Here is a 7,064-nt window from a genome sequence, read left to right as displayed (position 1 = left end):
GAGCGGATCGCCCGCCTGACGCCCCAGCAGCTGCGCGTCCTTCTGATGATCCGGCAGGGGAAGCTCAACAAGCAGATCGCGCACGAGCTCCAGGTCGGCGATTCCACCGTCAAGGCCCATGTCTCCGAGATCCTGCGCAAGCTCGACGTCATCAGCCGGACGCAGATCGTGATCGAGACGGCCCTGCTCGATTTCGATCAGATCCGGATGCCTCAGGCCGGATGAGCCGAAGGCGCCCCCTCGTCGCGGATCTCCCTCACGGCAATGTGCCCGCGCGGGGGACGGACCGGAGGGGGCTTGGGCGTTGCATCCATGGCGGGCATGGCCGAAGACGGAGCCGCGCCGCGGCGCTTTGAGCGATGACACGAGGCGGGGCGGCCCATCGATCACGGCCCGCCTCTGCCTGGACCCACCTCTCCATCCGATGAAGCGAGTACGATCATGATGAGTTCGACGTTGAAGTCCGTCCTGGTTGTCGGGATGCTCGCCGGATTGCCGGTGACGGAAGCCTCCGCCGCCGTCGGCGGCCGCATCGGGGCCTGCAAGCAGGAGATGAAGGCCAAGGGCCTGAAGGGCGACGAAGCCAAGACGTTCATGAAGTCCTGCAAGGTCGACGCGCGCAAGGCGTGCAAGGAGGAGGCGAAATCCGCCGGTTCCGACAAGGCCGACCGGCATGCCTTGATCAAATCCTGCCTGAAGGGCGGCGACCCCCCCGGAGCCGCCACCGCCCCGGCCGCGCCGATGGCACCCGGCTCCACCGTACCCCCCGGCACCGGCATGACACCGGAGGCGACGCCCCCGGCTCCTAAGCCCTGAAGCGCCAGACGCTGCTGCGCTTGATCTCCGCATCCTCCAGGGAGCGGCTCACCGGCACCTCGTAGGTCGCGAGGATGTCGAGCCGGTCCCTCGGCAGGTAGGAGCGGCCGGGATCGCCGATGAGGATGGTGGCGCCCTGCTCGTGCAGGGCCGCCAGCCAGTCGGTGACGCGGCCGGCGATGTCCCGCTCGTAGAAGATGTCCGCCACCAGGATCGTCGTGACGCCGAGATCGGCGGGCCGCGAACCGATGAGGTCGTCGAGGACGGGCGTGATCCTGTCGCCGACGCCGTTGGCCTCGGCATTGAGGCCGATGGCCGCGATGGCGAAGGCGTCGAGGTCGCTCGCCGTCGCATGGGTGGCGCCGGAGAGCGCCGCCGCGATCGCCACCAGCCCCGAGCCGGAGGCGAAATCGAGGACGCGCTGCCCGGCGACGAGCTCCGGTCGGTCGAGGACATGCCGGGCCAGGGCTTGCCCGCCCGCCCAGGCAAAGGCCCAGAACGGCGGCGGCAGGCCGATGGAATCGAGCTCGTCCTCGGTCTTCTGCCACAGCTCCGTGGCTTCGTCGGCCACATGCAGCACGATCTCCGGCGCGTGGGGCACGGGCAGGAGCCGCGTATTGGCGCGGATGAAGCGAAGTGGATCGACCGAGGGCGTCATGGGCGCAGCAGATCCGCGTAGAGGCCGGATACGGCCCGCATCACCGCATCCTCGGTGAACCCCCCTTCCACCACGCGTCGCCGCGCGGCCTTGCCCATCCGCGCCACGAGGAGCGGATCGGCGGCGAGCCGGACCAGCGCGGCGGCGAGGCTCCGCGCGTCGTCGGGCGGCACCAGCATGCCCTCGATCCCGTTGCGGACCAGCGTGCGGCAGCCGGGCACGTCGGTGGTGAGGAGGGCACGCCCGCAGGACGCCGCCTCCAGCAGCGTGCGCGGCAGGCCCTCGCCGCCCCGCGAGGGCAGGCACCCGACATGGTGCTTCGCCCACACCCCGGTCACGTCGCGGGTCGGGCCGTGCCAGGTGACGCCGTCCCGGCTCCACGACCGCAGGGTTTCTTCGGGGATCGCCCTCCGGTTCGAGGCATCCGGCGCCCCGTAGAGGGAGAGCTCCACCGCCGCGCCCTCCGCACGGGCGAGTCGTATCGCCTCCACGGCCGTGTCGATGCCCTTCGACCACAGCATCCGCGCCACGATGGCGACGCGCAGGGGCGGGGAGGGCGGTTGCGGCGTCTGCGCGAGCAAAGCGGGATCGATGCCGGCCCCGCCGACGATGGTGACCGCCGTGTCTGCCGGATCGAGGCCGAGGGCAATCGCGTCGTCCGGGTTCTCGAACAGGAACCGGGTCTGTTTCGAGGCGAGGGGGCCACGGATCAGCTGGCGCAGGGCGAGGCGGCCCATGCGTCCCGCGACGTCGGCGCGCGCGCCCATCAGGCCGAGCCCGGTCAGGGCGTAGACCCGGCCGGAGATGCCCGCCATCGCCGCCGCCGTCCCGCCCACGAGGATCGAGCGTAGCGCGATGCAATGGACGATGTCAGCCTTCAGCCCCTTCAGGATCGCCGCGAGCTGGCCCGCCGCATAACCCGCCGCCATGGGGTTGAGGCTGGAGCGCTCGGCCTCCAGTTCGACCACGCGCGCGCCCGTCGCCTCGATCACGGCCCGGTGGGCGCGCACGCGGGTCACCACCGCCACGGACAGGCCCATCGCCACGGCGGCCCGTGCCATGGGCAGGAAGTGCGAGGCGAAGAACCAGTCCTCGGTGACGACGAAGACGAGCCGCTTCATCGGCGCGGAGGAGGGTGAGGGGGACGTGGCCATGACAGGCGCTGTAGCACGCCGCCGCCTCGTGCGAAGCCGGACGGGAGGCCGGGGGCGATGAAGCGGCCGGGCGAGACATCGCGCCGCCGGCCCGGCTCGGAACGCCGCCCGTGCCCCGCCGGTTGATCGTTCCTGAGAACCGACGGGAGGCGGAGGATGGCGGCGGATCGCGAAGAGGACGGTGTCGTCGCCGATCCGCGGGATGCGGCCATCGAGGCGGGCCTGACCTATGTCGACGCCGACCGGCCGGGGCTCACGCGGCGGAAGAGCGGAACGGGGTTCTCTTATCGCGACGCCAAGGGGAAGCCCGTCCGCGATCCGAAGATCCTGAAGCGGATCCGGTCCCTGGCGATCCCGCCGGCCTATACCGACGTCTGGATCTGCCCCCGCGCCAACGGCCATATCCAGGCCACGGGCCGGGACGCCAAGGGGCGCAAGCAGTACCGCTACCACCCCGATTTCCGGCAGGCGCGCGACTCGACGAAGTTCGAGCACATCATGGCCTTCGCCGACGCCCTGCCCGCCATCCGCGCAAGGGTGGACGAGGATATGGGCCGTCGTGGCCTCTCCCGTGAGAAGGTGCTGGCCACGATCGTCCACCTGCTCGAAGCGACCCTGATCCGCGTCGGCAACGACGATTACGCCCGCACCAACAAGAGCTACGGGCTCACCACCCTGCGCGATCCCCATGTGACCGTCGCGGGGGCGGAGCTGACGTTCCGCTTCAAGGGCAAGAGCAGCAAGATGTGGAACCTGTCGGTGAAGGACCGGCGCGTGGCCCGCATCGTGAAATCCTGCCAGGACCTGCCGGGCCAGGAGCTGTTCCAGTATATCGACGACGCCGGCCAGACGCGGGACGTCACCTCCGCCGACGTCAACGCTTATCTGCGCGAGATCACCGGGCAGGAGATCACCGCCAAGGATTTTCGGACCTGGGCCGGCACCGTTCTCGCCGCGCTGGCCCTCCAGGAATTCGAGGCGTTCGACAGCGAGGCCAAGGCCAAGAAGAACCTTCGCGCCGCCATCGAGAGCGTCGCGTCACGGCTCGGCAACACGCCGACCATCTGCCGCAAATGCTACATCCACCCCGAAATCCTCGACGGCTACCTGGAAGGCGCGCTGCTGCTCCAGGTGGCGGATGCGGTGGAGGACGAGTTGCGGACGGACATCGCCCGGCTGAAGCCGGAGGAGGCGGCGGTCCTCGGCTTGCTGCGGGCGCGTCTCGACGCGGCGAAGGGCAGGGTCTCGGTCAAGGCCAAGGTGTCGGCCAAGAAGGGGAAGGCGGCGCCGCGAAAGGCGAGGTCCCGTCCGGCGGAGTCCGGGGCTCGGGCCGCGGCATAGGTCGAGCTTGTCAGCGCCGCGCCGGCGGAAGGGGCGAAGACCTTGCCCTCGGCTCGCCTACTCGGTTCACGCATCTGCCCTTATGGGCAGAGCGCGTTCCTCTCCCCCTTGTGGGGAGACGTTAGGTGTGGGGGTGGTTCCCCCAGCCTCCGTAAGCTGTGGGGCGCCCAACCACCCCCACCTCCAAGTCTCCCCACAAGGGGGAGGAGGGCAGGGTGGCGCATCCCGCGAACGATGTGAATCCAGATACCCCTCTCATGGGACGTCGCCCTGCCCCTTGTGGCGGCCGGCCCGTCGCCTCGCGTTCCCTCAGTGGCGCGCCATCGTCTCGATGATGGCCTTGTGGCCATGGTGGCCGGATTCGCTCTTGCCCTGGCGTGGCGTCTCGCTCTCCACCACGGGGGCCAGACCCAGTTGCCGGGCGAGGCAGACGAGGTCCTTCAGCCGGCCCGTCTGGGTCTTGCGGCGCAGGTTGAGCCGATGCGTCTCCACGGTGCGCACGCTGAGGCTGAGGCGGCGCGCCACCTCCTTGTTGCTGAAGCCGGCGCTGAGGAACCGCAGGATCTCCGCTTCGCGCGGGGTCAGCCCATCGCCGGCTTCCGCCGGGCCGGCGGCCTGCGTGTCCGCGTCGCCCGCATGGGCCAGCCGCACGATCGTCGCGCTGATCTCCCGCGGGGTCGCCGATTGCGCCACCACCGCATCGGCCCCCGCCTCGAGCAGGCTCCGCAGGGTCTCGGCGGGGAGGCTCTGGAAGGCCACCAGCACGCGCAGGTTCGGGTGACGCTTGAGCGCGGCGATCCGGGCGAGGGCGCTCTTCGACGCGGTCTCGGGCAGGAACACCAGGGCGACGACGCTCCCGGTGCCCGGACCGCCCAGCGGCAGATCGGCCTCGCCCAGCGTATGCAGGCTGGGCTCATGCTCCAGGAAGGCCCGCAGGACAGGCCCGAGCCCCGCTGGCTCGTCGACGATCAAAACCCCCACGGCCTGGTTCATGCCGCTCCCCCCTCTGTCCCATCGCGACACATCGCGATCGGGCTGGTGGAGAGCAGTTCAAATCCCGTTCCATCGGATTCTTCATCGAATCCGGGCCATGGCCCATGAATACACGGGGGTATTTTACGAAAACAGGTCCGAAAACCGCGTCATCTCGGTTAACGCGGACGGAAGCGCGCCCATGGCGCCAGGGTGCCTGTCCCTATCAGGAACAGCCCGGTTCGAAATGGGATTGGCTCATCCCGCCCGGGCGAGGACGAGGTCGGCGGCGGCCGACATCACCCGGTTGCGCCCCGTGGTCTTGGCCTCGTAGAGGGCGATATCGGCCCGCTTGATCATGGCCTCGATCGTATCGCCGTCGCTCCACTGGCTCACGCCGAAGCTGCAGGTGAGGCGGATCGGGGTGCGGGCGCCGCGGATGCGCAGGGCCTCCACGAGGCGGCGCAGTCGTGACGCGAGCGCCTCGGCATCGGTCACAGGCCGGTGCGGAAGAACGATGCCGAACTCTTCGCCTCCGAGCCGCCCGACGATGCCCTCCTCCGCAATGGTCTTGCAGACGCTCTGGATCGCCGCATCGCCGACATCGTGGCCGTATTCGTCGTTGATGCGTTTGAAATGGTCGATATCCACCAGGATCGCCGACATGTCGCCGTGGTTGCCCACACGATCGGCGGCGTCCCGCACCCGCTGCAGGAAGGCGCGCCGGTTGAGGAGGCCGGTGAGCGGGTCGGTCTCGGCGAGGCGAATCAGCTCGCTCTGCATGGTCGTCAGGCGGTCCGCCGCCCGCATGCGGGCATGCAGCTCCTCGGCGCCGGGGGGCTTTTCGATGAAATCGTCCGCCCCGCTGTCGAGCGCCTCGGCGAGATTGCGGGAATTGCGGGCCGAGGACATGGTGATGACGTAGAGCGGCCGGTTGGTCTCGGCGATGAGACGCGCCGACCAGCACAGTTCGAGGCCGCTCAAGGGGCGGACTTCGAGGCTCGTGATCAGGACTCGCACGGTCGGCGTGTAGGTGACGAAGTCGAGGGCGGCCTGCGAGTCGGTGAAGACATCGACGTTATGGCCCTGCGGCTCGAGCATGCCGGCAACGACCTTCAGGACAACGCGGCTGGTATCGACGATGACGATATGCATGTCCTTGGTCGCCCGCCCCGAAATCTCATGTTGTTCGTCAGCATGGCGGCGACAGATTAACATGTTGCCAAGACGCCCCGCCCACATGAGTCGATCCGGGGCCGGGCCGGAGGAGAGGAACGCCGGGCGGCCGGCCTCGTCGGACGACAGGGCGCCGACACCCCGTTCATCGACGGTTGAACGGCGCGCCCGCGGCTGGTAGCTAGCGCATCGGGCCGGATTAGCTCAGCGGTAGAGCAGCGGTTTTGTAAACCGAAGGTCGGGGGTTCAATCCCCTCATCCGGCACCATCCCCCCAATGGCGGAAGCCGGTCGGATCGGGGCCCGCGCCGACGGGCGGATTTCGTTAACGATAACGCGCCATGAAGAGGCCGTCGGGGGATTTCGGTCGTCCGGCCTTGTCGGCACGTCGGGAACGAGGGCGGAAAACCCATGCGGTTAGGTGTTGCGGCGGGTGTGCTCGCGGCGTTGAGCGTCGGGATGGCGGCTCATGCACAAGGTTACGCCCGCGGCACCGAGGACGGTGCCGAGCGCGGCGGCAACATCGCCGGCCCCCTCGGCGCGGCCGTCGGCAGCGTGATCGGAGGCGCGGTCGGGACCGCCAACGAGATCCTCGGCATCGATCGCCGGGAACGGTTCAGGATCTACACGCGGGGCGAGCGTCGCCCGTCCTTCGCCTATCGAGGCAAGGTGCATGTCGGCGCCGTGCTGCCCGAGGGCGGTGTCGTCTATTACGACGTGCCTCCCGAATTCGCCCTGAAAGGCTACAACTACACCGTCGTGAACGATATCCCGGTGCTGGTCGAGCCGGGCACCCGCCGGATCGTCGAGGTGATCGACTGAGGACGGAGCGCGTCCGCCACGGCCCTGCGCCTGCATCCCCATGACGACCCGCTTCACCATCGCCGCCGATGGCGACCGCCGTTCCGGCACAGGGCCTCCGCTGACCGGCTTCGAGGCCCCGCGCTG

General features: G+C 69.4%; 8 protein-coding genes and 1 tRNA gene. 5 read left to right on the top strand and 4 right to left on the bottom strand.

Features of this window, described 5'->3' with window-relative positions:
* The coding region (locus MBTS_RS16540; RefSeq protein WP_192216057.1) for a helix-turn-helix domain-containing protein at positions 1-225 on the top strand (225 nt) is incomplete at its 5' end.
* 216 nt (positions 226-441) lie between these two features.
* Positions 442-816: a PsiF family protein gene (locus MBTS_RS16535; RefSeq protein WP_192216056.1), complete on the top strand. Its 375-nt coding sequence runs from the start codon at positions 442-444 to the stop codon at positions 814-816.
* Here the strand turns inward: MBTS_RS16535 and MBTS_RS16530 are convergent.
* Both MBTS_RS16530 and MBTS_RS16525 read right to left on the bottom strand, forming a co-directional pair.
* Positions 806-1,474 (bottom strand): class I SAM-dependent methyltransferase, encoded by a 669-nt coding sequence (locus MBTS_RS16530; RefSeq protein WP_192216055.1) that lies wholly within the window; start codon positions 1,472-1,474, stop codon positions 806-808. The two genes, MBTS_RS16535 and MBTS_RS16530, sit on opposite strands and share 11 nt — an antisense overlap.
* Complete coding sequence (locus MBTS_RS16525) at positions 1,471-2,628, bottom strand: glycosyltransferase family 4 protein (RefSeq protein WP_192216054.1); 1,158 nt, start codon at positions 2,626-2,628, stop codon at positions 1,471-1,473. Before MBTS_RS16525 ends, MBTS_RS16530 begins: the two co-directional genes overlap by 4 nt.
* 156 nt (positions 2,629-2,784) lie before the next feature.
* Here MBTS_RS16525 and MBTS_RS16520 point away from each other — a divergent pair, with 156 nt between their 5' ends.
* The gene (locus tag MBTS_RS16520) at positions 2,785-3,969 is read left to right on the top strand and encodes a DNA topoisomerase IB (protein ID WP_192216053.1); all 1,185 of its coding nucleotides are present in this window, start codon (positions 2,785-2,787) and stop codon (positions 3,967-3,969) included.
* Positions 3,970-4,278: 309 nt separating this feature from the next.
* Here the strand turns inward: MBTS_RS16520 and MBTS_RS16515 are convergent, their stop codons facing one another.
* Positions 4,279-4,962, bottom strand: coding sequence for a response regulator transcription factor (locus tag MBTS_RS16515; RefSeq protein ID WP_056141161.1), 684 nt, complete (start codon positions 4,960-4,962; stop codon positions 4,279-4,281).
* Positions 4,963-5,199: 237 nt separating this feature from the next.
* Positions 5,200-6,096: a GGDEF domain-containing response regulator gene (locus MBTS_RS16510; RefSeq protein ID WP_192216052.1), complete on the bottom strand. Its 897-nt coding sequence runs from the start codon at positions 6,094-6,096 to the stop codon at positions 5,200-5,202.
* 214 nt (positions 6,097-6,310) lie between these two features.
* Between MBTS_RS16510 and MBTS_RS16505 the strand changes: the two genes are divergently transcribed.
* Positions 6,311-6,385, top strand: a tRNA-Thr gene (locus MBTS_RS16505).
* A gap of 142 nt (positions 6,386-6,527) precedes the next feature.
* Positions 6,528-6,938, top strand: coding sequence for a DUF1236 domain-containing protein (locus MBTS_RS16500; RefSeq protein ID WP_026176243.1), 411 nt, complete (start codon positions 6,528-6,530; stop codon positions 6,936-6,938).
* The last annotated feature ends 126 nt before the right edge of the window (positions 6,939-7,064 follow it).

The sequence above is a fragment of the Methylobacterium bullatum genome (assembly GCF_014845095.1).
GTDB classification, from domain to species: domain Bacteria; phylum Pseudomonadota; class Alphaproteobacteria; order Rhizobiales; family Beijerinckiaceae; genus Methylobacterium; species Methylobacterium bullatum.
Note: the sequence above shows the minus strand (reverse complement) of the source record. Positions and strands in the feature narration are given on the sequence as shown.

Coding starts and splice junctions, on each gene's coding strand:
- MBTS_RS16535 (WP_192216056.1), top strand. CDS start 442: ATGATGAGTTCGACGTTGAAGTCCGTCCTGGTTGTCGGGATGCTCGCC.
- MBTS_RS16530 (WP_192216055.1), bottom strand. CDS start 1,474: ATGACGCCCTCGGTCGATCCACTTCGCTTCATCCGCGCCAATACGCGG.
- MBTS_RS16525 (WP_192216054.1), bottom strand. CDS start 2,628: ATGGCCACGTCCCCCTCACCCTCCTCCGCGCCGATGAAGCGGCTCGTC.
- MBTS_RS16520 (WP_192216053.1), top strand. CDS start 2,785: ATGGCGGCGGATCGCGAAGAGGACGGTGTCGTCGCCGATCCGCGGGAT.
- MBTS_RS16515 (WP_056141161.1), bottom strand. CDS start 4,962: ATGAACCAGGCCGTGGGGGTTTTGATCGTCGACGAGCCAGCGGGGCTC.
- MBTS_RS16510 (WP_192216052.1), bottom strand. CDS start 6,096: ATGCATATCGTCATCGTCGATACCAGCCGCGTTGTCCTGAAGGTCGTT.
- MBTS_RS16500 (WP_026176243.1), top strand. CDS start 6,528: ATGCGGTTAGGTGTTGCGGCGGGTGTGCTCGCGGCGTTGAGCGTCGGG.